The sequence below is a fragment of the Salarchaeum sp. III genome (assembly GCF_036418315.1).
In the GTDB taxonomy this organism is placed as follows: domain Archaea; phylum Halobacteriota; class Halobacteria; order Halobacteriales; family Halobacteriaceae; genus Salarchaeum.
The window spans coordinates 279,052-301,965 of sequence record NZ_JAZHPG010000027.1 but is presented as its reverse complement, the minus strand read 5'-3'; the positions used below and the strand labels follow the sequence as shown (position 1 = coordinate 301,965).

At 66.9% G+C, this 22,914-nt stretch carries 24 protein-coding genes, 1 other RNA gene and 1 pseudogene; 13 read left to right on the top strand and 13 right to left on the bottom strand.

The window, feature by feature from the left end:
* Positions 1-32 precede the first annotated feature (32 nt).
* Positions 33-1,190, bottom strand: a complete 1,158-nt coding sequence (locus U3A55_RS12295) for an ABC transporter substrate-binding protein (protein ID WP_330991795.1) — start codon at positions 1,188-1,190, stop codon at positions 33-35.
* A 196-nt stretch (positions 1,191-1,386) separates the two neighbouring features.
* On the opposite strand from U3A55_RS12295, the gene U3A55_RS12290 reads away from it, so the two are divergent.
* The 3 genes from U3A55_RS12290 (at position 1,387) to U3A55_RS12280 (ending at position 5,731) form a co-directional block, all read left to right on the top strand.
* Positions 1,387-4,020 (top strand): valine--tRNA ligase, encoded by a 2,634-nt coding sequence (locus U3A55_RS12290; RefSeq protein WP_330991794.1) that lies wholly within the window; start codon positions 1,387-1,389, stop codon positions 4,018-4,020.
* A 237-nt stretch (positions 4,021-4,257) separates the two neighbouring features.
* Complete coding sequence (locus U3A55_RS12285; RefSeq protein WP_330991793.1) at positions 4,258-4,578, top strand: hypothetical protein; 321 nt, start codon at positions 4,258-4,260, stop codon at positions 4,576-4,578.
* A gap of 49 nt (positions 4,579-4,627) precedes the next feature.
* Positions 4,628-5,731, top strand: a complete 1,104-nt coding sequence (locus tag U3A55_RS12280) for an aminopeptidase (protein ID WP_330991792.1) — start codon at positions 4,628-4,630, stop codon at positions 5,729-5,731.
* Positions 5,732-6,196: 465 nt separating this feature from the next.
* Here U3A55_RS12280 and rnpB read toward each other — a convergent pair.
* An RNA gene (gene rnpB, locus U3A55_RS12275) (RNase P RNA component) lies at positions 6,197-6,510 on the bottom strand.
* A gap of 199 nt (positions 6,511-6,709) precedes the next feature.
* Here rnpB and U3A55_RS12270 point away from each other — a divergent pair.
* Positions 6,710-7,339 (top strand): TIGR00296 family protein, encoded by a 630-nt coding sequence (locus U3A55_RS12270; RefSeq protein WP_330991791.1) that lies wholly within the window; start codon positions 6,710-6,712, stop codon positions 7,337-7,339.
* Here U3A55_RS12270 and U3A55_RS12265 read toward each other — a convergent pair.
* Genes U3A55_RS12265 through U3A55_RS12255 form a run of 3 tightly spaced genes read right to left on the bottom strand, consistent with a single transcriptional unit; the run spans position 7,336 to position 11,484 of the window.
* Positions 7,336-8,481 (bottom strand): nicotinate phosphoribosyltransferase, encoded by a 1,146-nt coding sequence (locus U3A55_RS12265; protein WP_330991790.1) that lies wholly within the window; start codon positions 8,479-8,481, stop codon positions 7,336-7,338. The two genes, U3A55_RS12270 and U3A55_RS12265, sit on opposite strands and share 4 nt — an antisense overlap.
* A 31-nt stretch (positions 8,482-8,512) precedes the next feature.
* Positions 8,513-9,982 carry an Hvo_1808 family surface protein gene (locus tag U3A55_RS12260; RefSeq protein WP_330991789.1) on the bottom strand — a complete coding sequence of 490 codons (1,470 nt, stop codon included), beginning with the start codon at positions 9,980-9,982 and terminating at the stop codon, positions 8,513-8,515.
* A gap of 47 nt (positions 9,983-10,029) precedes the next feature.
* A complete protein-coding gene (locus U3A55_RS12255; protein WP_330991788.1) occupies positions 10,030-11,484 on the bottom strand; it encodes an Hvo_1808 family surface protein in 1,455 nt (484 codons plus the stop codon).
* 84 nt (positions 11,485-11,568) lie between these two features.
* Here U3A55_RS12255 and U3A55_RS12250 point away from each other — a divergent pair, with 84 nt between their 5' ends.
* Positions 11,569-12,141: a cysteine hydrolase family protein gene (locus U3A55_RS12250; RefSeq protein ID WP_330991787.1), complete on the top strand. Its 573-nt coding sequence runs from the start codon at positions 11,569-11,571 to the stop codon at positions 12,139-12,141.
* A 24-nt stretch (positions 12,142-12,165) separates the two neighbouring features.
* Here the strand turns inward: U3A55_RS12250 and U3A55_RS12245 are convergent, their stop codons facing one another.
* Positions 12,166-13,002, bottom strand: coding sequence for a hypothetical protein (locus U3A55_RS12245; RefSeq protein ID WP_330991786.1), 837 nt, complete (start codon positions 13,000-13,002; stop codon positions 12,166-12,168).
* 51 nt (positions 13,003-13,053) lie between these two features.
* Between U3A55_RS12245 and U3A55_RS12240 the strand changes: the two genes are divergently transcribed.
* Positions 13,054-13,734 carry a lipoyl protein ligase domain-containing protein gene (locus tag U3A55_RS12240; protein ID WP_330991785.1) on the top strand — a complete coding sequence of 227 codons (681 nt, stop codon included), beginning with the start codon at positions 13,054-13,056 and terminating at the stop codon, positions 13,732-13,734.
* A 24-nt stretch (positions 13,735-13,758) separates the two neighbouring features.
* Positions 13,759-15,030, top strand: a complete 1,272-nt coding sequence (locus U3A55_RS12235) for a dihydroorotase (RefSeq protein ID WP_330991784.1) — start codon at positions 13,759-13,761, stop codon at positions 15,028-15,030.
* Here the strand turns inward: U3A55_RS12235 and U3A55_RS12230 are convergent.
* Positions 15,018-15,461, bottom strand: coding sequence for a hypothetical protein (locus tag U3A55_RS12230; RefSeq protein WP_330991783.1), 444 nt, complete (start codon positions 15,459-15,461; stop codon positions 15,018-15,020). The two genes, U3A55_RS12235 and U3A55_RS12230, sit on opposite strands and share 13 nt — an antisense overlap.
* 173 nt (positions 15,462-15,634) lie before the next feature.
* Here U3A55_RS12230 and U3A55_RS12225 point away from each other — a divergent pair, with 173 nt between their 5' ends.
* Positions 15,635-16,105 carry a DUF7529 family protein gene (locus U3A55_RS12225; RefSeq protein WP_330991782.1) on the top strand — a complete coding sequence of 157 codons (471 nt, stop codon included), beginning with the start codon at positions 15,635-15,637 and terminating at the stop codon, positions 16,103-16,105.
* Here U3A55_RS12225 and U3A55_RS12220 read toward each other — a convergent pair.
* Together U3A55_RS12220 and U3A55_RS12215 are read right to left on the bottom strand one after the other, a co-directional pair.
* Entirely contained in the window at positions 16,102-16,824 is a 723-nt protein-coding gene (locus U3A55_RS12220) for a DUF7847 domain-containing protein (protein WP_330991781.1), read from the bottom strand. The two genes, U3A55_RS12225 and U3A55_RS12220, sit on opposite strands and share 4 nt — an antisense overlap.
* Before the next feature lie 43 nt (positions 16,825-16,867).
* Positions 16,868-17,200, bottom strand: a pseudogene (locus U3A55_RS12215) (DUF5806 family protein); the annotation flags it as partial.
* An 81-nt stretch (positions 17,201-17,281) separates the two neighbouring features.
* Here U3A55_RS12215 and U3A55_RS12210 point away from each other — a divergent pair.
* Complete coding sequence (locus U3A55_RS12210) at positions 17,282-17,473, top strand: hypothetical protein (RefSeq protein ID WP_330991780.1); 192 nt, start codon at positions 17,282-17,284, stop codon at positions 17,471-17,473.
* 32 nt (positions 17,474-17,505) lie between these two features.
* Here U3A55_RS12210 and U3A55_RS12205 read toward each other — a convergent pair whose 3' ends face one another.
* Positions 17,506-18,432 carry a hypothetical protein gene (locus U3A55_RS12205; RefSeq protein ID WP_330991779.1) on the bottom strand — a complete coding sequence of 309 codons (927 nt, stop codon included), beginning with the start codon at positions 18,430-18,432 and terminating at the stop codon, positions 17,506-17,508.
* 332 nt (positions 18,433-18,764) lie between these two features.
* A complete protein-coding gene (locus U3A55_RS12200; RefSeq protein ID WP_330991778.1) occupies positions 18,765-19,373 on the bottom strand; it encodes a DUF5806 family protein in 609 nt (202 codons plus the stop codon).
* Between the two features lie 81 nt (positions 19,374-19,454).
* Between U3A55_RS12200 and U3A55_RS12195 the strand changes: the two genes are divergently transcribed.
* The gene (locus U3A55_RS12195) at positions 19,455-19,823 is read left to right on the top strand and encodes a universal stress protein (protein WP_330991777.1); all 369 of its coding nucleotides are present in this window, start codon (positions 19,455-19,457) and stop codon (positions 19,821-19,823) included.
* Positions 19,820-20,338: a GNAT family N-acetyltransferase gene (locus tag U3A55_RS12190; RefSeq protein WP_330991776.1), complete on the top strand. Its 519-nt coding sequence runs from the start codon at positions 19,820-19,822 to the stop codon at positions 20,336-20,338. The genes U3A55_RS12195 and U3A55_RS12190 overlap by 4 nt, the downstream gene beginning before the upstream one ends.
* On the opposite strand, the gene U3A55_RS12185 is transcribed toward U3A55_RS12190, so the two are convergent.
* Positions 20,335-20,775 carry a universal stress protein gene (locus U3A55_RS12185; RefSeq protein ID WP_330991775.1) on the bottom strand — a complete coding sequence of 147 codons (441 nt, stop codon included), beginning with the start codon at positions 20,773-20,775 and terminating at the stop codon, positions 20,335-20,337. The two genes, U3A55_RS12190 and U3A55_RS12185, sit on opposite strands and share 4 nt — an antisense overlap.
* Before the next feature lie 109 nt (positions 20,776-20,884).
* Here U3A55_RS12185 and U3A55_RS12180 point away from each other — a divergent pair, with 109 nt between their 5' ends.
* Both U3A55_RS12180 and U3A55_RS12175 read left to right on the top strand, forming a co-directional pair.
* On the top strand, positions 20,885-21,322 hold the full coding sequence (locus U3A55_RS12180; protein WP_330991774.1) for a universal stress protein: 438 nt from the start codon (positions 20,885-20,887) through the stop codon (positions 21,320-21,322).
* Positions 21,323-21,358: 36 nt separating this feature from the next.
* Complete coding sequence (locus U3A55_RS12175) at positions 21,359-22,450, top strand: DHH family phosphoesterase (protein WP_330991773.1); 1,092 nt, start codon at positions 21,359-21,361, stop codon at positions 22,448-22,450.
* On the opposite strand, the gene U3A55_RS12170 is transcribed toward U3A55_RS12175, so the two are convergent.
* Positions 22,447-22,875 (bottom strand): DUF5807 family protein, encoded by a 429-nt coding sequence (locus tag U3A55_RS12170; RefSeq protein WP_330991772.1) that lies wholly within the window; start codon positions 22,873-22,875, stop codon positions 22,447-22,449. The genes U3A55_RS12175 and U3A55_RS12170 overlap by 4 nt on opposite strands.
* Positions 22,876-22,914: the final 39 nt, after the last annotated feature.

The window sequence follows — 22,914 nt, the reverse complement described above, 5'->3', positions numbered from 1 at the left end:
GAAAAGCTTAGGGACGCCTAAATCCGTTGCGGTTAGGCGTTCCCGTTCACGATGTCGGAGACGCGCTGTGGGTCGTAGAGCTGTTCTTCGACATCGTAGAGCTGTTCCGCGGCGCGCTGCGTCACGACGAGGTTCGAAATCGGACCCTGGTAGAGCGGGCCGCCCCGGTACACGTCGCCGTTCTGGACGGCCGTGAGCTGGCTCGCCGTGTTGTCGGACTCCATCGGCGCGACGACGGAGTCCTGGAACTCCGAGGCGGTCATGCTCTCGCGGCCGCGAATCATGAGCGCGTCCGGGTCGACTTCGAGCAGGGTCTCGTAGTCGATGGTGCCGCGACTGGAGAGGAAGTCCTGGACGTTCGCCTCCGCGAGCGCGTCCCGGACGTTCAGGTCGCGCCACTGCTTGTGGCTCGTGCCGCCGCCGACGAGGTACGGGTAGAACGAGGACTCGGAGGCGGGCCAGAGGATAGCGATGCGAGGGCGCTCGGAGTCCGCCGTGGGGACGAAGTCGAGGTTCGACTGGAAGTCGTCGTGCAGGCTCGCGAAGTCCTCGTAACGCTTCTGCTCCTGGAATATCTCCGCGACCTTCTCGAACGCCTCGTACAGCGTGTAGTACCGGTAGTCCTCGTGCCAGGGGTAGGTCTGAGAGAAGATGGAGTTCCCGATGATGGGCGCGACGGCGTTCCGGACCTCGTCGATGTCGGCCTGCTCCCAGCCCTTGTACCGGTTCAGGAGGAAGTGCGGGTCGAACACCTGCACGTCGATGCCGTGTTCCTGTTCGAGCGAGTAGAACAGTTCCTTCGACACGCCGTCCTGGTAGAGCGACGTGGTGTCGCTCTTGTCCGCGGACACGCCGGGAATCTCGTCGTAGTAGTTCGTGTGCCAGCGGTTCTTGAGCCAGAGCGCCTTCGGCTCCTCGACGCCGAGCGCGAGCCCCATGTCGGCGTAACTGCCGTTGTTCGCTATCCACGTTTCGGGGACCTCCTCGAACGTCACGTCCCCCGTGGGCACCATCGACACCGAGTACGGCGTGTCGGACGCGGTCGTCGTCTCCGTCGTGCCTTGCGTCGTCGATTCCGTGGTCGTGGCGTCGGTGGTCGTGGCGGTAGTCGAATCACCACTGCTCTGACAGCCGGCGAGGGCGGCGCCGAGCGCAGCACCGGTCGTGCCGAGGAACTTTCGTCGGTCCATATCCGTTTAGGCCAGCCTAAATGATAAGAAACCACCGGTTTTTCGGCGCCCCTAAACGGCGGGGACGGGAACTTTTAAGCACGCACGACCGCACGATTCGGGTATGCGCGTCGCTCTCTCGGTAGTACGTGGATAACCGCATCGCCGTTTCTGACGCGCGGACCGCCCACGACCGACCAGCGACGACTCTCCAGTCATGACAGACGTTCCAGCGGACTACGACCCCGACGAACTCGAACCGCGCCTCCAAGAGCGATGGCTCGACGAGGAAACCTACGCGTACGACGGCGACGCCGACACCGCGTACGTCATCGACACGCCGCCGCCGTACCCCACGGGCAACCTCCACATCGGCCACGCGCTCGGCTGGAGTTACATGGACTTCGCCGCGCGCTACCACCGCCTCCAGGGCCGCGACGTGCTGTTCCCGCAGGGCTGGGACTGCCACGGCCTCCCGACCGAAGTGAAGGTCGAGGAGAACGAGGACATCCACCGCACGGACGTGTCCCGCCAGGAGTTCCGCGACCTCTGCATCGAGCACACGAACGCGCAAATCGCGTCGATGAAGTCGACGATGCAAGAACTCGGGTTCAGTCAGGACTGGACCCACGAGTTCCGGACGATGGACCCCGAGTACTGGGGGAAGACCCAGCACTCCTTCAGCGAGATGGCGGACCAGGGACTGGTGTACCGGGACGAACACCCCGTGAACTGGTGTCCGCGCTGCGAGACCGCCATCGCCGACGCGGAAGTCGAACCAATCGAACGCGACGGCACCCTCCACTACGTCACCTTCCCCGGGACCGGGAACGACGACGTGGAAATCGCGACCACCCGCCCCGAACTGATGGCGGCGTGCGTCGCGATAGCCGTCCACCCCGACGACGACCGATACGACGGCCGCGAGGACGACACGTTCGAAGTCCCCCTCTTCGGCCACGAGGTCGGACTCATCGAGGACGACGAGGTCGACCCCGACTTCGGGTCCGGCGCCGTCATGATCTGTACGTTCGGGGACAAACAGGACGTGGACTGGTGGGCCGAGTACGACCTCGACCTCCGCGCCGTCTTCACCGAGGACGGCCACCTGAACGAGGACGCCGGGGACTACGCCGGCCTCAGCATCGACGAGGCGAAAGAAGCCATCGCCGACGACCTCGACGCCGAGGGCTACCTGAACGACACCGAACCCACCGAGCAGTCGGTGGGCGCGTGCTGGCGGTGCGACACGCCCATCGAGATTCTCTCGAAGGAACAGTGGTTCGTCGAGGTGGACGAGGACCTCGTGCTCGAGCTCGCGGAGGATGTCGAGTGGATTCCCGAGCACATGCACGACCGCCTCGTGGACTGGGCGGAAGGCATGGAGTGGGACTGGGTCATCAGCCGCCAGCGCGTGTTCGCGACACCGATTCCCGCCTGGGAGTGCGAGGACTGCGGACACTGGCACATCGCGGACGCCGCCGAAACCCCCGTCGACCCCACCGAGGAAGACCCCGCCGTCGGGAGCTGCCCCGAGTGCGGCGCGACGGAGTGGACGGGCGAGACCGACGTGATGGACACGTGGATGGACTCCTCCATCACTCCCCTCCACATCTCGGGGTGGCCCGAGGACATCGACCTCGACGAGTTCGACCCCGTGAGCCTGCGGCCGCAGGGCCACGACATCATCCGGACGTGGGCGTTCTACACGCTCCTCCGAACGGGCGCGCTCACCGACCAGAAGCCGTGGGACGACATCCTCGTGAACGGCATGGTGTTCGGGCCGGACGGGAACAAGATGAGCAAGAGCCGCGGGAACGTCGTCGCGCCCGACGACGCCGTCGACGAGTACTCCGCGGACGCGCTCCGGCAGGCGCTCGCGCTCGGCGGCCAACCCGGGAGCGACGTGCAGTTCCAGTGGAAGGAAGCGAAGTCCGCGAGCCGCTTCCTCACGAAACTCTGGAACATCTTCCAGTTCGCGAGCGGTCACTTCGACGAGGACACGCCGGAGGTCGACGCGCCCGCGTACCGGGACGCCGACGACTGGATACTCTCCAAACTCACCCGGGTCGCGGACGACGTGGAGGCCGAGATGGAGGCGTACCGGTTCGACGCCGCGCTCCGCGAACTCCGCGAGTTCGCGTGGAACGACCTCGCCGACGACTACGTCGAACTCGCGAAGGGCCGCCTCTACAACGGCCGGCCCGGCGAACGCGACGCCGCCCGTCACGCGCTCTACACCACAGTCTCCGCCGTCACGCGGATGCTCGCGCCGTTCAGCCCGCACCTCGCGGAAGAAATCTGGACGTACCTCCCCGGCACCGAGGGCAGCGTCCACAACGCCGAGTGGCCCGACCTCGACCACTACGACGAGAACGCGGAAGCGAAAGGCAACGTCATCGCCGAAACCGCGAGCGACGTGCGCGCGTGGAAGTCCGAGACCGGCCGCCCGCTGAACGCCGAACTCGACCGCATCGACATCTACCTCGAAACCGACGTCGAGGGAGCCATCGACACCTACGACCTCTCCGAAACCGTCAACGCGCCCGTGAAAATCGAGACCGGGCGTCCGAACGTCGAACTCGTCCCCGTCGACGTCGACCCGGACGACTCCCTCATCGGTCCCGAATTCCGAAGCCAGGCCGGCGCCGTCATCCAGGCGCTCCAGGAGGCCGACCCCGCCGTCATCAAAGCCCGGAAGACCGAGGGCGCGATACCGCTCGAACTCGACGACGAAACCGTCGAACTCGACCCCGAGATGGTCGACATCCAGGAGGACTACCGCGCCGAATCCGGCGAAGAAGTCGCCGTCCTCGAAACCGAGTTCGGAACGGTGCTCGTCTACCCCTGAACCTTTTTCCGGGTCGGGGTCGCTGACGCGACCCACTCCCCGCAAAAATCTTCACCAAAAAGGCGGCGCGGCTTCGCCGCGCCGTGCGGAAGCGGAGACGCATCCCGCACCGCATCCGCACCCGTTCCGCGCCACGGTCTCCCGCGCCGCGACCGCCAGGCAGCCGCACTCAACAGCGTACTGTATCGCAATCCACCCCGCATCGACGCCGGCCCGCTGCGCCGCATCGGCGAAAGGTTGGAGGAACTGGACGGTGACGCGATGGACGTGACGCTCGTCGGGTGGCTGATTGCCGTGGGCCTCGTCGCGCTCCCCGTTCTGTTCGGGTACGCGTACTGGCGGTACCGGCGGGGCGACCGGAACCGTAAGGCCCTGCTCGTCGGGGTCGCTGCCGGCGGTGTTGGCTGGGCTGGCCTGCTCCTGCGGGCCGAGGAGCGGTGGCTCGTGACCCCATGGGACGACGTGGTCGCCGTTCTCGCCATCGCCTCGGTCACTATCGGGTTCTACGCGCTCTACCTCGCCTACTGGCGGGGGCTTGGCGCGGACGGATCTGGATAGCCCTCGTCGAACCCGACTGTTTTTCGTGGGACGGTCTCGAGGTGGACGTATGGACGACCGAGTGCGGGAGCACGCGGAGACGCTGGTGGACTGGAGCGCGCGAATCAGCGAGAGTGACGACGTAGTCCTCTCGGTGTCGGAGGACGCGCACGAACTGGGCGTGGCGGTCGCGGAAGCGCTCGGGGAACGTGGTGCGAACGTGCACACGACGTACGGGTCGGCGGAGGTATCGCGGGCGTACTTGCGCGCGCACGACGGCGACTTCGACGAGAACCCGGAGTTCGAGCGCGCGCTCTACGCGCACGCGGACGCCGTGCTCCGACTCGGCGGCGGGCGAAACACCGCGGCGAACGCTGACGTGGACAGCGACACCCGGCAGGCGTACAGCAAGGCCCGCGACGGGATTCGGGAGGCCCGCATGGACACCGACTGGGTGAGCACGGTGCACCCGACGCGGTCGCTCGCCCAGCAGGCGGGGATGAGCTACGAGGCATACCAGGACTTCGTCTACGCCGCGGTGAACCGAGACTGGCAGGAACTCGCGGACGAACAGGCGAAGCTGAAAGACCTGCTCGACGCCGGCGAGGAGGTTCGCATCGTCTCCGAGGAGACGGATTTGACGATGCGGATCGACGACCGGGTGGCGGTGAACTCCTGTGCGAGCGTGGCCTACGATTCGCACAACCTCCCGTCGGGAGAAGTGTTCACGGCGCCGTACGCGACCGAGGGCGAGGTCCTGTTCGACGTGCCGATGACCATCAACGGCAAGCGCGTGCGCGACGTGCACCTCTCGTTCGAGGACGGCGACGTCGTCGAGTATTCGGCGGCGCAGAACGAGGACGTCATTCGGGAGGTCGTGGAGACGGACGAGGGCGCGCGGCGGCTCGGCGAGCTCGGCATCGGGATGAACCGCGGCATCGACCGCGTGACTGATAGCATCCTGTTCGACGAGAAGATGGGGGGAACGGTCCACCTCGCGCTCGGCCGCGCGTACACGTCGAACTTCCCGGAGGACCGGGAGGACGACGCGAACGACTCCGCGGTGCACGTCGACCTCATCACGGACCTCCGAACGGGCGGCCGGCTCGACATCGACGGGGAGACCGTGCAGAAGGACGGCGTGTTCCGCTGGGAGGACGGCTTCGGCGGCTGAGGAGTTGGAACGCCGTGCGGTCCGGTTTTTGGTCCAGATTTTTCTGCCGAGCGGGTCGTGAGCGCAGCGAGCGACCCGAGTCAGAAAAAGGTGGGACGTCGCGTGTTCCGCTGGGAGGACGGCTTCGACGGATAGCGCGTGCTGGTCGGGGCTGGCAGGCGGCGCTACGGTTTCGGGCGCGGCGCGCCGCGCAACCGCAGAGCGCGCCCGGACGACGGTTACGTCACGCCCGGTCTGGCCGCGGCTTCGTATTTGAAGGTTCGGCGAGTGTGGCAGAACCGAGAGACTCGGCATCCAACCGACGCCGACCGCGAACGAAGGGAGCGGGCCGAGCACCGACTAACGCGGCTCGGAGAGCCGCGGCTGGAGGTGTGAGGCTTTTGCCTGCAAGACGCTTCGCGTCTCGCGACTGGTGCAGATTTTCCCAGCGCGAGCCCGCGGCTCGCGCGCAGGAAAAGGTGCGTGAGCTGCGGGGAGTAAGCCCCCTTCTGTTCTTCTCCGGCATTCGGCTGAGCGTCCGCGCGGGTGCCCGAGCTACCGTCGTCGCGCGGACTTGCACCGGCGGGGGTGGCCGTTCCATCGGTCCTCCCGGGTCTGCCCTCTGTGGGTTCACTTCCCCTTCTCGCGTCGGGGGTCGCGCACGTCCTCGGTCGCCGGGAGACGTGTCGTGTCTGTTCCAGTGCCAGCGGTCTCCCGCTCCGGACGTGTGTCCGGCCGCCTGCTCGGGCGGTGGGGGGACTTTCCTCATGCGTGTGCACGGGAGCCGGACTCCCGCTGCCCGTTCGTGTGTGTGGGCGAGCGAGAGTTAAGGCGTTCGGTGCCCGCGCCGGTTTTTTGTGACTGAACACCCCTCACCCCACTTCCCTGACATCGCTAGAAGACGGGTTTTCGTGGGGGACGAGGGGCGAGCGGGGTCTATCACGATTGTGAAGGTGAAGGGAAGGGTTGAAGTTAGAATCACACATATATGTGTTCGTAATGTCCGAGGCCCAGTCAGTCCACCTCTCCTTCGAAGACGGCGCTCGGGCGGTCGAACTCGCACGAGATTCCGTCGAGGCGTTCGTCCGCAACGGGCAGCGAGAGCAGCCGGGCAGTATGCGGGACGCGTTCTACAACCGTACGGGCGCGTTCGTCCGGCTCGAATCGACACGCGGCCGCGGCCGACTCCGGGGGTGTGCGGGGGCACACGATACGGCCCGGGAGCTCGGGAACGGCACGAAGCAGCTCGGTCACGCCATCGTCGACGCCGCCATCAAGGCCGCGAGCGACGACTCCTGTGGGTCCGAGGTCGAGCCCGCGGAGCTCGGAACGACCCGGGTGTCGGTCTGCACAGTCTCCAACCTCCTCCTCACGGACAATCCGGACGAGGACCTCGAACTCGGCACGCACGGCGTCGCCGTGGACGGGGACGGCCAGCACGGCTGGATGTATCCGACGGTGCCCGTGGAGAACAACTGGAGCGTCTACGAATATCTCGACCGCACGTGCCGGAAGGCTGGTCTCGCGCCGGGGGCGTGGGAGGACGACGACGTGATGGTGACGCTGTTCGAGGGGCAGGTGTTCCAGGAGCGCGAACCCGAGGGAAGCGTCGAGCAGTTAACCGACTAGAAGACTCGTTCTACGTCCTCGCGGACGTGTTCTCGTGACTCGTCGAGGTCGAACTGGCGGACGAGGTCGCCGTCCCGAACCAGCGGCTGGAGGAGTGACTGCGCGTCGTCGGGGCCGCGGCCGGCGAGCGCGACCTCGTGCCCGCCGTCGCCGGTTCGGTAGACGTCCTTCTTCCCGGAGAGTTTCCCGCGTTTCGCGCAGGGGTCGCCGTCGCGTTCGACGATGTCGAGCGCGAAGTCGACGGGGTCTGCGTTCGAGACGTAGCCGCCGACGCCAAACCCCTGCACGTGTTCGCGGAGTTCTTCGAGGTCGCTGGGGCCGAGGCCGCCGCTGACGAAGATTCCCACGTCGTCGTGTCCGCGGGCGTCGAGTTCCCAGCGGACTTCTCGAATGATGTGTTCGAAGTTCCCGCGCCGGCTGCCGGTGGTGTCGAGGCGGATGCTGTCGAGGGCGTCCCCGAGCGTGTCGGCGGCGCGGAGGGCTTCGTCCTTCTCGTCGGAGTACGTGTCGACGAGCGCGACCCGCGGCACCTCGGGCGGGACGGCGTCGTCGAACGCCCGCCACGCGTCTTCCTGATGACCTGCGCCGAACGCGATGAGGAGCGCGTGCGGCATCGTTCCGGATGCCTCCCGGCCCAGCACGTCGCCCGCGGCGACGTGACTGAAGCCGTCGAGGCCCGCGAGGAGGGCGGAGCGTTCGACCATCGCGGCGATGCTCGGGTGGACGTGGCGCGCGCCGAAGCTCAGCACCTGAGAGTCCGGAGCGGCACGGCGGACGTCGAGCGCGGCGGTCGCGCAGCCGGAGGCGTGCGAGAGGAAGCCGAGGAGGCTGGTTTCGTATCGCGCGAACTCCCGGTATCGTCCCTCGATGCGCATGACGGGACCGCCGTCGAACAGCGTTCCCTCGGGGAGCGCGTCGACATCGACGGGGAGGCCGGCGAGGAGGTGGGCGGCGTCCTTCACGCCCGCGAGGAGTTCGAACTCGCCGGTGGGGAACTGGTCCGCGGTGACCTCGGCGACGACGGTCGGGTTCTTTCCCGCGTGGTCGAGGGTTTCGAGCGTTCGGTCGAAGTACGCGTCGGTCGCACGGCCGTCGGCGATGGCGTCCGTGGGCACGATGTCGAAGCCGTGGGACTCACTCATACGCGGTTCTCTCGCGCCGCGTCGAAAAAGACTACGACGTGGGGGTGCCGGCGTGCACGTCGTCCAGTTCGCTCGGGCGCGGCGCGTTCACGATGGTGACCGTGTCGCCGGAGACGGAGAGGTGGAAGGCGTCCGCGAACTCGCTCGCGCCGTCCGAGATGGTGTAGACGCCGTTCCCCTGGGATTGTGCGCCCCAGTACGCGAGGAGGTCGCGGTACGTCGCGGCGAACTCGCGAGCGTCCGCGTTCGAGTCCCAGACGGACTTCCAGACGTAGGCGGCTTCGCCGCTATTTTTGTACGCGTAGAGTTTGTCGCCGTCCCAGCCGTCGACGGGCGTCGTCGTGTAGTTGATGGGGTCGGACGAATCGACGTTCCCGGCGTCGTTCCGGTTCAGGAACTCGTTCGGGCTGAGGACGTACGGCCGGGCGGCGGTGTCGTCCATCGAGGACTCGTAGGCGGGGTAGGCGAACATCCCGGTGAGGCCGGCGACGCCGAACTCGGCGTACGGCGCGCCGCTCGGCGGCGTGAGCCGCGTCCAGTCGCCGTCGGAGCGGTCTTCGAGGCTGACCGCGGTGGGTTCGTCCACGCCGTACGTCGCGGGCTGGGCGACCTGCTCCGAGCTCGCGGGCGGGTCGGCGTAGAGGTCGCTCACGGCGTCCCAGCCGCCGGATTCCTCGACGGACGCGACGAACGCGGGGCCGTCGCTGTACGGGAAGTACTGCGTGAAGTAGATGCCGTAGTGCAGGCCGCTCCCGCTCGACCCGTCGTCGCTCCCGCCGCTGTCGCCGGTGGATGCGGGCTGGCTGACGCACTCCCAGTCGTCGCCGCAGTGCCGTTCGTAGCGCTGTGCGACGAGTTCGGCGTCACCCTCGATGAGGCCGAGCGCGGCGCTCCGGGCTTCCAGAGTGGACCCGGAGAAGCCGAGGTCGAAGTTCCGGTACTGGAGCGCGTGCACGAGTTCGTGGCCGAGCGTCGTCTCGGAGAGCACGGGCCTGTCGGTGTCGCTGATGATGACGATGCGGTCCGCGCTCGGACTGTAGTAGCCGGCGACGCTCGACGACGTGGTCTCCGAGGACTGCTCGCTCCCGCTCTGCGTCTCGCCGACGAGGAACAGCGCCTCGTAGCGCACGTCGTCGAACGTCACGCCACTGTTCGACCCGGACCCGCCGCTCCCGCCGCCGGTCTGCTCGCGGTACGTCTCCCGACTGATGACGGAGACGGGCACGTCCTCGTCGAACTCGATACCCCGGATGTGTTCGACGCGCGCCATCGCGCGGTGGACGACCGCGTCCTGCTCGGTCTCGTTCAGGCCGTCGGACGTGGTGACGGGGAGCGATTCGTTGTACCAGTAGCCCTGTTCCCAGCCCAGTCGGTCGGACGCGGGGTCGGCGGGCGCGTCCGCCGACCCGGCGAGCGTCGGGTTGTCGGTCGGCGCGTTCGCACAGCCCGCGAGCGCGAGCAGGCACGCGAGTCCGAGGACGACGGCGAGCCGAGTGTTCACACGACTACTGCGGTCACGAGAAAGAAAAGACTACCGTCGGCGGCGAGTCAGGCGGTCGCGTGCACGTCGTCGAGTTCGTCGACGGTCGGCGCGTTCACGATGGTCACCGTGTTTCCGGACACCTCGATGGAGAACGCGTCCGCGTACTTCCCGTCCGGAATCCGATAGGTGTTCGCGGAGACTTCGGTGGCGCCGAGGTGGTCGAGGACGGCGCGGTACCCCTCGACGAACTCCTGGGCGTCCGCGTTCGAGTCCCAAGCGGACTTCCAGACGTACCCGGTCTCGTTCGTCGTCGCGGAGTCGTCGCGGACGTACGGCACGAGTTTGTCGCCGTCCCAGCCCGCCGTTATCTCGTGGTCGTAGTTGTACGCGTCGAGTTCACCCGAGGCGGAGAAGAAGTCCTGGTAGGGGATGGCGACGTTCCGCACGGCGCCGGCCTCGTTGGACGCGACGTAGCTCTGGTACCAGAGCGCGACGTACATCCCGCCCTCACCAAACTCGGCGTAGTCGACGCTGTTCGGGCCGAGGTCGGGCACGGACCACTCCGCGGTGCTCGTGTCCTCGACCGACACCTCGGTCGGCGCGTCCTCGCCGTACTTCGCGGGATGGATGGTCTGTTCCGTGCTCGCCGGCGGGTTCTCGTACACGGCGTTCACGGCCTCCCAGCCGCCGTCCTCCCGAATCTGCTGGACGAACGGCGGGCCGTCGCTGTACGGCTGGTACGTGACGGCGTACATGCCGACGTGGAGGTCGGACGCGGACCCACCGCCGCCCGAGGACTGCGGCATCAGGCAGTCCCAGTCGTCCTCACAGCGCTGCTCGTAGAGGTAGTCGACGTAGTTCCCGTCGCCCTCGATGATGCCGTCGATGGCGTTGTGGGACTCGGTCGTGGACTGGTCGTAGCGCGTGATGTTGAACCGCTGGTCCTGGAGCGCGTGGAAGAGCTCCTGGGAGAGCGTTACCTCGTTCATCTCGGGGTTCTCGCTGTCCGAGACGATGACGATGCGGTCCTCGCTCGGGCTGTAGTAGCCGCCGACGCTCCCGGCGGTGTTCGAGCGCTGTGCGGCGATGGCGCTCTCGTTCTCGCCCGTCATGAACGCGGCCTCCCACTTCACGTTCTGGTGGAGGCTCGCGTTCCGCGACGGTTCGCCGCCCGACTGCGTCTGGTTCCGGAACTCGGCGCGCGTGATGATGGAGACCGGAACCGTGCTCTCGAACTCCAGCTGACGGACCTGTTCGACGCGCGCCATCGACCGGTTCACGACCGCGTCGAGTTCGCTGTCGTTCAGGCCGTCCGAGCGGTCGACCTGAATCGGTTCGTCGTACCAGAGGCCGCCCTCCCAGCCGAGGCGGTCGGTCTCGGGGTCGGCGTAGTCGTCGTGTCCGCTCGTCGTGTCCGTGCTCGTCGGTGTGGGGGTGGCCGTCCCGGAGGAGAAGGGGCTCTGACAGCCCGCGAGGGCGACCATCGCGACCAGGGCGACGGCGAGTATTCGACGGTCCATACCGACGGAGGGCGCTCGAACAACTAAAACCCCATACACGTCCGGCGCGTAACCGTTTTGTCGGCCGCGGGAGACGCCTCCCGCATGGAGTTCGACCCCGACCGAACCGCGCTGGTCGTCGTGGACATGCAGAACGGGTTCTGCCACCCCGAGGGAAGTCTGTACGCGCCGCCGAGCGGCGACGCCGTCGACCCCGTCGCGAGTCTCGTGGACCGCGCGCACGACGCCGGTGTGCAGGTCGTGTACACGCGGGACGTGCATCCGCCCGGCCAGTTCGACGACACCCACTACTACGACGAGTTCGAGCGCTGGGGCGAACACGTCGTCGAGGACTCCTGGGACGCCGAACTCGTCGCCGAACTCGACGTTCGCCGAGACGACCACGTCGTCGAGAAACACACCTACGATGCCTTCCACGAGACCGAACTCGACGGCTGGCTGAGCGCCCGCGGCGTCGACGACCTCCTCGTCTGCGGCACGCTCGCGAACGTCTGCGTCCTCCACACCGCGTCCTCGGCCGGTCTCCGCGACTACCGGCCCGTCGTCGTCACCGACGCCCTCGGCTACATCGAGGACGACCACAGGGAGTACGCGGTCGAACACGCCGACTGGCTGTTCGGCGAACTCGCGGAGCGCGACGACATCGCGTTTGCGTAACGGAGTTGTTCGCCGATCGCACGCCTAGTCGAGGCGGACTGGGTCGTCGGTCGCGCGGAGCGTCACGGTCACGGTGTCGCCGACCGCGAAGCCGTGGCCGTCGGCGAAAACGAGCTTCGCCCGGAGGCTGTCGCGGCCGCAGAAGAGCGAGAGTCCTGTCGCGGGCCGGTCGTTCGCGCGGACATCGACGCCCGCCCACGTCACGTCACGGCCGTCCGGCGTTCCAAGCGAGGTGTCGAAAAGCGTGAGTGGGGCGGTCCCGGGGGCGAGCGTGCCGCCGTGGCGGTAGTGAGGGATACCGCCGTCGAGCGGTCGGCCGTCGTCGCTCGCGACGGCGGCGAACGCGCCCGGCGATGGGTGAGACGGACTGTCGACCGTGGCGTACGTTCCGCCGGTCTCGACGATTCGGCCGGTGCCGTCCCACGGGACGCCGCGCACGTCGAGGTCGAGTTCGAGTGGGAGGCTGCCGGACGCGCGCACGGGGTCGGCGTCTCGCTCGCGGAACCCGAGGTGGAGGTGGTTGTCGACCCACGGCGCGAAGAAGCCCGAGCGCACCATCTCCCCGAGGGAGTCCCCGACGGCGACTTCGTCGCCGACCGTGACGGCGGGTTCGACGTGGAGGACGCGCGCGAGGAAGTCGCCGGTGTCGAGGACGACGAGGTGGTCGCGGTCGCTCGCGTACGGTTTCGAGGGACAGCGGACGGTGCGGACGTGCGTGACGGTGCCGGCGACGGGGCTCGGGGCGTCGTTCGAGTCGGGGTAGAGGTCGATTGCGCGGCCGGCGTCGTGGGCGGGATAGGGCGAGTTGTAGAGGGAGAATCGGGGGTAGCGTTCGAGGACGGCGGCCGGCAGGCGAACCATACGGGTGAGTTACACCGAGCGCATTTACCCGTGTCGCGCGAAGGACGGGGTATGCGCGTGGTTCGTGGCGCGGCGGACACTCGGGCGGGGGACGGCGAGGTGACGCGGCGGCTCGTGGAACAGGTGGGCGAATCCGGGGAGCCTGCGGTGCGCGTGTGGCGGCCGGACCGGCAGGTGGCGTTCGGGCGGCGGGACGCCCGCACCGACGGCTACGAGGCGGCGCGGGAGGCGGCGCGCGAGCACGGGTTCGCGTCCGTGGAGCGGAGCGTCGGCGGGCGCGCGGTGGCGTACACCGGAACCACCGTCGCGTTCGCGCGCATCGAACCCATCGAGGACATCCGAACCGGTCTCGAAGCGCGCTACGAGTCGATGGTGTCGGACGTGCAGCGGGCGTGCTGGCGGCTCGGCGCGCCCGCGCAGCGCGGCGAACCCCCGGAGTCGTTCTGTCCGGGCGCGTACAGCCTCCAGTACCGGGGGAAACTGGCGGGAGTCGCGCAGCGCGTCACGTTGAACGCCGCGCTCGTCTCGGGCGTGCTGGTGGTCGAGGACCACCGCGAAATCGGGCGCGTACTGGGCGACGTGTACGGCGCGCTCGGCCTGCCGCTCGACCCGCGGTCCGTCGGGAGTCTGGAGCGCGCGGGCGCGACGACCGACCCCGTCGAGGTGCTCTCGGAGCTCGAAACTGCGCTCGCGGGCGAGAACCCTCGAGTGGAGAGCGTCCGTCAGACTTAGGCCGGTACTCGGCGCAGTCGGGGTATGCGCGTGATTCGGGACGCGGCGCTCGCGGACGGCCGCCGGGTGGACGTTCGGCTCGACGGCGGCCGCATCGACGCCGTGGGCGACGACCTGGACGGCGAACTGCTCGCGGACGCGGACGGACGCCTTCTCCTGCCGGGGATGATAGACGTGCACGTTCACTTCCGCCAGCCGGGCGCGAGCCACAAGGAGACGTGGAGTACGGGGAGTCGCTCGGCGGCCGCGGGCGGCGTCACCACCGTGGTGGACCAGCCGAACACGAACCCGCCGACGGTGACGGGCGCGGCGTTCGACGAGAAGGACGAACTCGCGAGCGCGTCCCTCGTGGACTACGGCGTCAACGGCGGCGTCACCGAGAGCTGGGACCCGGACTCGCTGTTCGAGAGGCCGTTGTTCGCGCTGGGCGAGGTGTTCCTCGCGGACTCCACCGGAAACATGGGTATCGACGCGGCGTTGTTCGCGGCGGCGGTGGAGCGCGCGGCCGACGAGGACGTGCCCGTCACCGTGCACGCGGAGGACGCCGACCTATTCTCCGGGGCCGCCCGGGAGCGCTCGGACGCGGACGCGTGGAGCGCGTACCGCACACCGGAGGCGGAGGAAGCGGCGGTGGAGCGCGCGGTCGCGGTCGCGGAGGGGTCGGGCGCGCAGGTGCACATCGCGCACACGAGCACGCCGGAGGGCGTGGACGCGGCGCGCGCGGGCGGCGCGACCTGCGAGGTGACGCCCCACCACCTCTTCCTCTCCCGCGAGGACTTGGACGACCTCGGGACGTTCGGGCGGATGAACCCCCCGCTTCGCTCCGAAGAACGACGAGGAGCGGTGTTCGAGCGGCTCCAGTCGGGTGCGGTGGACGTGGTGGCGACCGACCACGCGCCGCACACCCGCGAGGAGAAGGACGCGGGCATCTGGGACGCGCCCTCGGGCGTTCCGGGCGTCGAGACGGCACTCCCGCTTCTCCTGAACGCCGCGCGGGAGGGCGAGCTGTCCTACGAGCGCGTGCGGGACGTGACGGCCGCGAATCCAGCGAAAATCTTCGACCTCCCCCGGAAGGGACGAATCGAGGCGGGCCGGGACGCGGATCTGGTGCTCGTCGACCCCGCGAACGTGCGGGAGATTCGGGGAGACGACCTGCACTCGAAGTGCGGGTGGACGCCGTTCGAAGGCTTCGCGGGCGTGTTCCCCGAGTGGACGATGGTTCGCGGCGAGTTCGCCTACCGGGATGGGGAGTTCGGGAGCGCGCGCGGCGAGAACGTGCGGCGTCAGACCTCGTAGCCGCCGTCCGAGCGCGTCGACACGTCGTACCACGAGAACGCGCCCGTGTCCTCGACGACCAGCGACACCCAGGAGTCGTCCTTGCCGTAGGGTTCGAACTCCATCGTCCGCGCGTCCTCGCGTTCCGGCGGGTCGCCGTCGACGGTGAAGGAGAGCGTGTACGTCGTCTCCTCGGAGAAGACGCTCGGAACGAACATCTCTTCGCCGGGCCGGAGGGACACCGTCGACTCGACGGTCTGCCGTCCTTGGTCGGAGCCTGCGGTGTCCGTGAGTTCGACGCCGAGCGTGTGCGGGAGCCGGTGGCGGTTCTCGAATCCGAGACTACCAGCCGGAACCGACTCATCTCTCTCCGGGGTTGCGCATCCAGTGAGTAACGCGGTCGCTGTCGCACCGAGTCCGAACAACACGGTCCGACGGTAATGGGAACTCATCGGCGAGAGCGTACGACCACACACCGACCGTACTGTAATAAATTTTCAGTCTATTCGTGAGTGGTACGAGTGGGGTTCGTTTCGTTCCACCGATAGTCGGAACAGCGCGCGACGGAGCGCCCTAGCATGATGTGACGGTAACGCTTTTCGGCGCGGCACGCGCCCGTTCTAGCATGAGCGAGGACGTGACGGACCCGCGGGCGGGTGCGTGGGCGGCGACGGTCGAGGACATGGCGGCGACCGCTGACGCCTACGACGACGCCGGCTGGGACACGTACGAGGTAGAGCCGGGCGACACGACCCTGCTGGCGACCGAGGACGCGGAGCGCGCGGACCTCGACGTGGTCGTCACCGGGTCGGACTACGAGACGATTACGGACCTCATCGAGGACGGCGTCTCCTTCACGGAGTACGAGGTGCTCACCGCGACCGAAGCGGGGACGGTGTACGTCGTGGTCGTGATGGAGGACCCCGACCGCGAGGTCGCGCTGCTGTTCGCGGGGATGTACGGCGAGGACGACGCCGCAGAGGCCGCGGACGCGGCCGCGGAGCGCGGCGAGTTCGTCGTCCACCTCCGCGGACTGGAGGAGGAGCCAGTGGAGTTCGTGTACGAGGACCCCGGATTGTTCGCGGGCGAGGACTAGTACGGACTCCGTTTCGCGTCCCGGTAGTAGTGGATGTACACGACGTGCATGAACGCGGACGCGAGCACCGTGAGCGCGGCGGCGACGAGCGCGCCCGGCGTCAGGGTGAGGGCGGCGTCCCGCGGGTACGCGTCGGCGAGGAAGAGAAAGGCGAGCGCGGGCGGAAGCGTGACGGCGAGGCGGGCGACCGCGAACGCGACCGCGCCGTCGGTGTTCTCGGAGACGAACTCCTTGCTCTCCCGGAGCGCGTTCGCGCCACCCACGTTGTCGACGACGACCGCGGCGGAGACGAACTGCAGGACGAACAGGGCGACCAACACGCCGAAGACGAACGTGATGAGCGCCACCACGTTGAGCACGGGGATGAACGCGAGCACGACGAGCGCGAACGTGGCGGCGACGACGAGCCCGAGGATGGCGAGGTTCGCGCCGAGGAGGTGGAGGACGCGCTCGCCGTACGTCTCGAACGCGGCGGAGAGCGGGACGCGGTCGTCGCGCTCGGCGTCCGCGTACACCAGCGACAGCACGGGTATCGTAAGGAAGGGCGCGACGAACATCGAGAGCAGGGACCCGACGAGGTTCGCGGCCTGCCCGCGAAGGACGAACCGCGGGGCGTTGAGCGCCTGTACGGCGGCGAGGAGGGCGACAACGAGCGCGAACGCGTCGGGGCGGCGCTTCACGAACGATGCGGCGCGACCGAACGCCGTTCCGAGCGACATACAGGCCTGATTTCCGCGAACCCGAAAAAACGGTTGTGGGAGATTAGTCTGCGGTGGTGAGGTCGCCGCCGCAGTGCGGGCACTCCTCGCCGTGGCGGAGTTCGTCGCTCGCCTCCCGGACCTCCCGCATGACGCTGGAGATGCGTTCCTCGGCGTCGAGTTCGTCCTCGACGGAGAGGTCGACACCCTCGACTTCCAGCAGGAAGGTCGCGCCCGCGGTCCGAACCTTGTCCTCGAACGCCGCACGCGCCTGATTCACCGCCTGCGGCGTGTACGTGTCCGTCATGAACGGCACGAGCTCCGGGAGGTTCTCTCCGATCTTCGTCATCTCCACCCCCGTCTCCGTCCGGAAGTCCGCGCAGAGCCGCGCAATGGCTACCATAGAGACCAAATGATAATGTGAAAATACTCCAACTTGTGAAAAATATTTAATGGGGTGGTGCTCTGAGTATAACCTATGGAGTCGAAAATCGAGTTCATACTCGTGACGTTCCTTGGCTTAGTGTTGATAAACTTCGTCGTGTTTGAACACTTCGTCCCGCAGTTCTATGGACTATTTGTTGAGACCCTCGCATCGCTCGTTATCGCAGTTCTTCTTGCTTCTGTTGTTGTCGGATACCGGAGAAACCGAGAACCCAACTCGCAGTAAGGTCGGTTACTGCGGTTGAGTATAGACAGCTCTTACTGCCATTCGAGGTCAATATACGAAAAGTCGAAGAAACCGGGGAATTGGAACCGAGCGTTTTCATTCGTGTGAAGGTCAACGACTGCCGCTGCCGTCGTCGCTGCTGCTGCATTAATCGCAAGCCGAATACCAATCTCGTACGTACCTGAACTCACATCCTTGTACACTGATTCTTCGTAGTTCGCGTGGTCACCCCATCCGTCGACTATACCAAGTCCGACGTGTAGCGCGTGCTCACTCTCCTCACTACCGTTTTTCTCCCTAATGAACACATCTCCATTAATCGACCCACCTCCTAGCGCTGAGGATGCGCTTCCGCGATAGGTTCCGAAACCGGTCGTTTTGAGTAGCCCCGAACCCCCACTGAATTCAACATCACGCCAGATTTCGGCATGAATGTAGGAATCAGCAAGGTACGCAACTTGTAGTGCTGCGTTCGTCTCTTTGTAATCGCAACGGATTGCTGACTTTGCAGCACCTTCCCAAATGGAGGTTCCGTTCTTGTCGGAACCGTCAGTTCCGCCTATCGTGACGTCTTCTCCGATGTCGACGTACTTTTTCCCAGTACCCCCAATCTGGCGCTGGCTAGTGGTATACGTCGAAGGTGCATGTTCGCTGCTTATTAGTCGACGCTGCAGTCGCTGCTCAATCTTGTCCAACTGCCGAATCGTGTATTGATTACCATCGAACCGCGCAAAGAGCATGTCGTGATCGTCGGTGTAGTAGACTAACGGCTTTGTTGTCCCGTCAGCGAATTCGACATCGTCGTAGAAGACCGTCTTATAATCGTCCGCAAATGTTATAGCTTCTGTAGTAACACCGTCTGTCGATTTTTGAACCTCCTCGTTCTCGACCTGTGCATAACGGGCCCCGAGTTCAGGTTGTGCGTGTCGTCCAATAGCACGCTCGAAATCTTGAACCAAGTCTTGGTACGTACCACCGGACCTAGTAGAGTGTTTTGCTGAAGCCACATTAGCTACCGTACCAAACGTAGTCAGTCCTGCTGCCCTCTTGAGTAGGCTACGTCTTTTCATTCCTAAGACACCTCAATCAAGCAACTATACCAGAGCATTATAAAAATTTTTGTTATAGAAGCATTGGACAATAGGCTAAACCATCCAATATCCGAGTGCACTCGCAAGAGTTTTTCCTTATATATGGTATATCTTAAAAATATATTAATATTTTTCGTTTCGCCATAGGTATTAGATGGCGCTCATAACAGGATAGACACAAACAGGATTAATTCAGTATCTCATTCTTCCTCGCGCAGTTCCGAACTCGCCTCCCGGACCTCCCGCATGACGCTGGAGATGCGTTCCTCGGCGTCGAGTTCGTCCTCGACGGAGAGGTCGACACCCTCGACTTCGAGGAGGAATTTGGCGACCTCCGTCGCCTCGTACATCACGTCGTCCAGTTCGTCCGCGGTGAAGAAGTCGCTCATCGCGCCGTAGAGGAACGTCGCGCCCGCGGTCCGAACCTTGTCCTCGAACGCCGCACGCGCCTGGTTCACCGCCTGCGGCGTGTACGTGTCCGTCATGAACGGCACGAGCTCCGGGAGGTTCTCCCCGATCTTCGTCATCTCCACCCCCGTCTCCGTCCGGAAGTCCGCGCAGAGCCGCGCGATCGCCCACTCGCGGGCCGTGATGTACGTTCGGTCGCGGAGGAACTCGTTCACGCGCTCGTACTGCGCGCCGTCCATCTTCGTGAAGCGGTCGTACGTGACCACGTCCTCGGGAACGTCGTCCGCGTCCTCGCCTCCCGTGTCCTCGGGAACGCCGGGCGTGGCGTCCGACTCCGGTTCGTCGTCTCGCGCGTCCCCCCGAGCGGCGCGCTCCCCGGCGGGTTCGGCGTCCTCAGTCATACTCCCGGATAGCGAGTACGGCCGCAAAAGGGTGTCGGGGAGGACGCAACGCTTTACTCCCGAGAGGGAGACGACTCGGACATGAAAGTCCTGCTCGGAATCGGCGGCAGCGAGGACTCCCTGGACGCGCTCTCCAAGACGGCTGAGCGCGCGCGGGAGGCCGGTGACGACCTCACGGTCGCCATCGTGGAGAACCCGGAGAGCGACCGCACGCCGGACGAAATCGAGGACGCGGTCGAACTCGTGCTCGACGAGTACGACATCGACGCGACCGTCCGCCACGTCTCCGGCGACCCCGGGAGTCAGCTCGGGACGATGGCGGAGGCCGAGGACTTCGACCAGCTAGCGCTCGGCGGCGGCGAGCGCAGCCCGATGGGGAAGCTCCGACTCGGCCACATCGCCGAGTTCGTACTCCTGAACGCGCACGTCTCCGTCACCCTCGTCCGATGACCGTCGACAAGTACCCCGACACGGCGTCCGGGCCGTTCCCGTCCCCGCCGTCGTCGTTCGTGGACGGCGACGACCGCGACATCGAGGTGCGGGCGTTCGACGAGGACACGGACTCGCTCACCGAGATGTACGTGGACTTCTCGCAGGAGGACCGCGCGCAGGGCGTGCCACCCGTCGGCGAGGACCGCGTCCGGGACTGGCTGGACACGCTCACCGGGGACGGCCACAACGTCGTCGCGTGGCACGACGACCGCGCGGTCGGGCACGCCACGCTCGTCCCGGACGGTACCGGCGGGTACGAGCTCGCCATCTTCGTCCACCAGGACTACCAGGGCGCGGGCATCGGCACTCGCCTCCTCCGGAACCTCCTCGGGCACGGCGCGGACCAGGGCGTCGAGCGCGTGTGGCTCACCGTCGAACGGTGGAACCGCGCGGCGGTCGCGCTCTACGAGAAGGTCGGGTTCGAGACCGTGGACACGGAGAGCTTCGAGCTCGAAATGGCGATTCGCATCTAGACGGAGAGGACGGGCTGGCTCGCGTACAACAGGACGTACTCGGCCGCTTTTTCGAGGACTGCACCGCCGTTCTCGCCGGTCTCGCGGGGGACGACGAGGAAGTCCGCGTCGAGGTCGTCCGCGGCGTCGAGGATGACGCTCCCCGGGTGCGTCATCTTCCGCGTGGTCGAGAACCCGAGGGCGACGGAGACGTCGAGGGGGACGCGGTCGTCGGCGACCGCGCGGAGGTCCTCGGCGAACGCCTCCGAGTGGTCGGCGACCGCGTCCTCCGACACCTCGCCGGATTCCACGCGGCGCGACACCTGTTCGCCGGCGACGAAGAGCGCGTGGAGCGCGGCGTCGTACTTCTCGGCGACGGCGACCGCGTACTCGGCGGCGTTGACGGACTCCGTCCCGCCGTCCACGGGAACGAGCACGGTGTCCACGTCGAGGGGCATACGCGGACGTGTGTCCCGGGACGGTAAAAAGACTCCGCGCGGGAGCGCGACGCCGACCGCGTGAGGTGGACGCGCCATCATTTATGTCCCGGGGTGCAGAAGACGAGGTATGATAGGGACGGTGGTCATCGCGACGGACGGCTCGGAGAGCGTGGAGCGCGCCGTCGCGGTCGCCTTGGACCTCGCGGAGCGCTTCGACGCGGACGTGCACGCGCTCTACGTCGTGGACGCGGGCGAGGTGGAGAACGCGCCCGTGGACCTCCGGGCGGAACTCCGCGCGGCCCTGACCGAGCGCGGGGAGACGGCGACCGGGCACGTGGTCGAGCGCGCGAACACCGGGGTGACCACGGCGGTCCGGGAGGGCCGGCCGGCGAACGAGATTCGGGCGTACGCCCGCGAGGTGGACGCGGACGTGGTGGCGACCGGGACGCGCGGACGACACGGAGAGAACCGCTTCCTCGTCGGGTCGGTCGCCGAACGCGTCGTTCGGACGTGTCCCGTGCCCGTGCTGACGGTGCGGCAGATGGCGAGCGACGAGTCAGCATAGCGGCGTCCTTTTCACCCGAGGCGTTCTGTCCCGTGTATGAACGACTGGATCATCGACGACGACAACCTCTCCCTGGAGCGGAAATCCCTCCTCCCGGGAACGGGGTTCTTCGTCCCGGACAGCATCGAGGACGAACGCGAGGACCGAGAGATCGAGGCGCGCGCGGAGGACGCGAACGTCATCGTGGTCACCGACCCGGACGCGGACGGGCTCGCGTGCGCCGCCATCATCCGTGAGGTGTACGGCGAGGGCGCGCTCATCCCGACCGGGCCGCACGAGCTCGCGGACGGCATTCGGCGCGCCGCCGAGTACGGCGAAGCGGGCGCGAAGGTCTTCATCTGCGACCTCTGCCCGGACGACTACGCGGACGTGGAGGTCGAACTCGGCCTCCTCACGGAGCACGCGGCGTCCGTGCGGTGGTTCGACCACCACCAGTGGACGGACAGCGCGAAGCAGGGCGTCCGCGACGCCGGTGTCGACCTCGTCGTCGGCGAGTCCGACGAGGAGTGCACGGCGGACGTGGCCGTCCGCAGCATCGAGGAGGACGTGCCGCGCCACCTCATCGAGCTCGCGGCGGTGACGCGAGACCACGACCTCTGGCTGAAAGAAGACCCGCGGAGCGACGACCTCGCGGACTACTCGCACTGGGTGGACAACGAGGAGTACGCGGACACCGTGCAGGAACACGGCCCCGACCTCCCCGAGTCGGCGCAGGAGTACCTTGCGGAGCGCCGCGTCGAGAAGGACGACCTCATCGAACGCGCGGTCAACCGCGCCGAAATGCAGACCGTCAACGGCGTGCAGGTCGGCGTGACGTACGGCCGGTGTTCGCAGAACGAGGTCGCGGACGAACTCCGTGAACAGGGCGCGGACGCCGCCGTCGTCGTGAAGCCGTCGGGGAGTGCGAGCATCCGCGGGAGCGAGGACTTCGAGCGGTGCCACGAGGTCGCGCGCCAGGTGCAGGGCGGCGGTCATCCCCGCGCTGCGGGCTGTAAACCCCACATCTACGACGACATGATGGACTACGCCCACCACTGGACGACGCGGGGCGCGGTCGCGAAACAGAAAATCCTCGACGCGTTCGCCAGCCTCCCCGACGACGAGGAAGGCGTGGACACAGAGCGCTAGACGACCCAGCGGTCCGAGTACGCGGTGCCGCACTCGCAGTACGCGTACGCGTGCATCACGTCACCCTCCGCGTAGAGACCGCCGACCTCCTCGTTCTGCTCCTCGAAGAACGCGAACACGAACTCCGTCTCGTGGTCGCTCTCGGGTTCGTCGGGGTGTTTCGTCGGGCATTCACCGCCCGCGAGGTCGTCCTCGATGTCGCCGTTCGTCCCCATCGCCTGCTGGCTGAACTGCATCGCCTCCATGCCCGTCACTTGCTTGAACACGCTGCGGCCCTTGTCGCCGGGGACGACGAGAACGAGTCCGTCGTCCCTGCGTTCGCCGTACTGTTCCAGCGGCCCGAGGTCGTCCACCATCCCGTCCGAGAGGTAGACGGCGACGTACTCGGGGTGCTCGCCGTCGAGGAACTCCGCGTAGGTACTCATGACTGCTCGTTCGTGGCGGGCGCGAAAAAGCGCGACGAC

What these genes read in the sequence shown, in the direction of transcription:
- U3A55_RS12295 (WP_330991795.1), bottom strand. Translation starts at nt 1,190, where the DNA reads ATGGACCGACGAAAGTTCCTCGGCACGACCGGTGCTGCGCTCGGCGCC.
- U3A55_RS12290 (WP_330991794.1), top strand. Translation starts at nt 1,387, where the DNA reads ATGACAGACGTTCCAGCGGACTACGACCCCGACGAACTCGAACCGCGC.
- U3A55_RS12280 (WP_330991792.1), top strand. Translation starts at nt 4,628, where the DNA reads ATGGACGACCGAGTGCGGGAGCACGCGGAGACGCTGGTGGACTGGAGC.
- U3A55_RS12270 (WP_330991791.1), top strand. Translation starts at nt 6,710, where the DNA reads ATGTCCGAGGCCCAGTCAGTCCACCTCTCCTTCGAAGACGGCGCTCGG.
- U3A55_RS12265 (WP_330991790.1), bottom strand. Translation starts at nt 8,481, where the DNA reads ATGAGTGAGTCCCACGGCTTCGACATCGTGCCCACGGACGCCATCGCC.
- U3A55_RS12255 (WP_330991788.1), bottom strand. Translation starts at nt 11,484, where the DNA reads ATGGACCGTCGAATACTCGCCGTCGCCCTGGTCGCGATGGTCGCCCTC.
- U3A55_RS12250 (WP_330991787.1), top strand. Translation starts at nt 11,569, where the DNA reads ATGGAGTTCGACCCCGACCGAACCGCGCTGGTCGTCGTGGACATGCAG.
- U3A55_RS12245 (WP_330991786.1), bottom strand. Translation starts at nt 13,002, where the DNA reads ATGGTTCGCCTGCCGGCCGCCGTCCTCGAACGCTACCCCCGATTCTCC.
- U3A55_RS12240 (WP_330991785.1), top strand. Translation starts at nt 13,054, where the DNA reads ATGCGCGTGGTTCGTGGCGCGGCGGACACTCGGGCGGGGGACGGCGAG.
- U3A55_RS12235 (WP_330991784.1), top strand. Translation starts at nt 13,759, where the DNA reads ATGCGCGTGATTCGGGACGCGGCGCTCGCGGACGGCCGCCGGGTGGAC.
- U3A55_RS12230 (WP_330991783.1), bottom strand. Translation starts at nt 15,461, where the DNA reads ATGAGTTCCCATTACCGTCGGACCGTGTTGTTCGGACTCGGTGCGACA.
- U3A55_RS12225 (WP_330991782.1), top strand. Translation starts at nt 15,635, where the DNA reads ATGAGCGAGGACGTGACGGACCCGCGGGCGGGTGCGTGGGCGGCGACG.
- U3A55_RS12220 (WP_330991781.1), bottom strand. Translation starts at nt 16,824, where the DNA reads ATGTCGCTCGGAACGGCGTTCGGTCGCGCCGCATCGTTCGTGAAGCGC.
- U3A55_RS12210 (WP_330991780.1), top strand. Translation starts at nt 17,282, where the DNA reads ATGGAGTCGAAAATCGAGTTCATACTCGTGACGTTCCTTGGCTTAGTG.
- U3A55_RS12200 (WP_330991778.1), bottom strand. Translation starts at nt 19,373, where the DNA reads ATGACTGAGGACGCCGAACCCGCCGGGGAGCGCGCCGCTCGGGGGGAC.
- U3A55_RS12195 (WP_330991777.1), top strand. Translation starts at nt 19,455, where the DNA reads ATGAAAGTCCTGCTCGGAATCGGCGGCAGCGAGGACTCCCTGGACGCG.
- U3A55_RS12190 (WP_330991776.1), top strand. Translation starts at nt 19,820, where the DNA reads ATGACCGTCGACAAGTACCCCGACACGGCGTCCGGGCCGTTCCCGTCC.
- U3A55_RS12185 (WP_330991775.1), bottom strand. Translation starts at nt 20,775, where the DNA reads ATGCCCCTCGACGTGGACACCGTGCTCGTTCCCGTGGACGGCGGGACG.
- U3A55_RS12180 (WP_330991774.1), top strand. Translation starts at nt 20,885, where the DNA reads ATGATAGGGACGGTGGTCATCGCGACGGACGGCTCGGAGAGCGTGGAG.
- U3A55_RS12175 (WP_330991773.1), top strand. Translation starts at nt 21,359, where the DNA reads ATGAACGACTGGATCATCGACGACGACAACCTCTCCCTGGAGCGGAAA.
- U3A55_RS12170 (WP_330991772.1), bottom strand. Translation starts at nt 22,875, where the DNA reads ATGAGTACCTACGCGGAGTTCCTCGACGGCGAGCACCCCGAGTACGTC.